Source organism: Mesorhizobium sp. M0587 (assembly GCF_040320945.1).
Lineage (GTDB): Bacteria > Pseudomonadota > Alphaproteobacteria > Rhizobiales > Rhizobiaceae > Mesorhizobium.
Window position 1 is genome coordinate 1 of record NZ_JAMYQP010000094.1, and the last position, 1,618, is coordinate 1,618.

1 protein-coding gene and 1 pseudogene are annotated in these 1,618 nt (G+C 60.3%); one reads left to right on the forward strand and one right to left on the reverse strand.

From position 1 onward, the window contains the following. Positions 1–574 (reverse strand): MBL fold metallo-hydrolase (locus NKI49_RS33130; protein ID WP_352695935.1); only part of this gene is annotated, 574 nt, incomplete at its 3' end. A 290-nt stretch (positions 575–864) separates the two neighbouring features. Between NKI49_RS33130 and NKI49_RS33135 the strand changes: the two are divergent. Further along, positions 865–1,618, forward strand: a pseudogene (locus tag NKI49_RS33135) (beta-glucosidase); the annotation flags it as partial.

Consider the following 1,618-nt stretch of genomic DNA (forward strand, 5'->3'; position numbering starts at 1 on the left):
TCAGCGAGCGGTCTTCCTCGCGCCAGAGCGAGATATGCCCAGGGGCGTGCCCGGGTGTGTGCAGCCATTGCCATCCGGGCATCCCGGGGATCGATCCGTCGGCCGGCAACAGTTCCAAATGGTTGCCAAGATCGATCGGCCCGCGCGGAAAGAGCGGCGAAAGCAGCGCCATCAATCCACCCCCTACCCAAGGATCCGGTGGCGGATAGGACGCGGTTCCGTCCAAATAGGGGCGCTCGAGTGGGTGGGCGAACACAGGCACGTCCCACGTATTCGCCAGGTCCAGAACCGCTCCCACATGGTCGAAATGGCCGTGGGTCAGGATGATCGCCGCCGGCCGCCGGTCCGTGCCAAATCGTTTTTCTGCGACCGCAAGGATGCTGCTCCGGGACTTCGGCAACCCCGTATCGATCAGCACCCAGTTCCGATCTCCGCTGCCCGGTGCGCCGAAGAACATCACATTGACGATTGCCAGTCGCAAGTAGCCCAAATCTGGTGCGATGCTCCAAGTGCCGTCACCACGGTTCTCACGCCTGGCGTGGTCGATCTCGGAAAGTGGAATTTGAACGGTCATATGATCCCGTGCCTCTGTTGTTGCTGAGCAGCCGCTCGAGTTCATCGACCGCGGGCGCTACATCGCCCGAACTTGCCTCGGGCCGCCTTGTTCCTCATTCGCCACCCAGATTCCGGACAGTCGACCATCGGAACAAAGGCTTGATCAATCGGTTCGGGACAAACCGGTCACGCCAGGACGGGGGGTATGCTGAACTGAGAAACGGAATGCGGTCTGCCCGATCGGGTGGGTATTTTCGACAAGGAACAAGCTGGCAGAGTTCGAAGACGACTGCCCAGAGGAGACCTCGAATGAGCGAACTGGGACGCAAGGTCGGGCAGGATGAGGAAGCTTCGATTGCGGGAGCTTCGCGCTTTGCCAGTTTTTTCATGGCAGGCTTTGAGTGCTCCACACACCGGCGCAAGGACGGCGTTCGCCTCGACCTTATTCGTGCGACCTCGCATAATTTGCATGCCCCCGGCGATTACCGCGGCTGCGCCGAACTCGGCCTTCGAACCATCCGCGACGGGCTGCGGTGGCACCTGATCGAAACCGCTCCCGGAACTTATGATTGGTCAAGTTGGACGCCAATGGTCGAGGCAGCTCGATCGGCAGGTGTCCAGGTTATCTGGGACATCTTCCACTACGGATCTCCAGACCATGTCGATCAGGGCTCGATGGATTTCATCCAAGCCTATGCCTCGTTCGCAGCAGAAGCAGTGAGGGTACACCGTTCGATTGCCGGAACATCGCCACTGTTGTGTCCAATTAACGAAATCTCCTTTTTCGCCTGGGCTGTTGAGGTCGGCTATTTCCCGCGTGTGGGGCCGAACAAACGGGGATGGTTCAAACGGCATCTCGTGAAGGCTGCAATTGCTGGCGTTCGTTCGATGCGAGAGGTGGATCCCTCATGCAGATTCGTCTGGGCCGAGCCGCTTATCCACATCGCTCCCCGCGACCGGACAGGGACCGAGCGGCGCCGGGCCGAAAACGCCCGCCAGGGACAGTTCGAAGCATACGATTTGCTCCTGGGTCGCGCCGAACCTGAGTTGGGTGGAAGCGAAG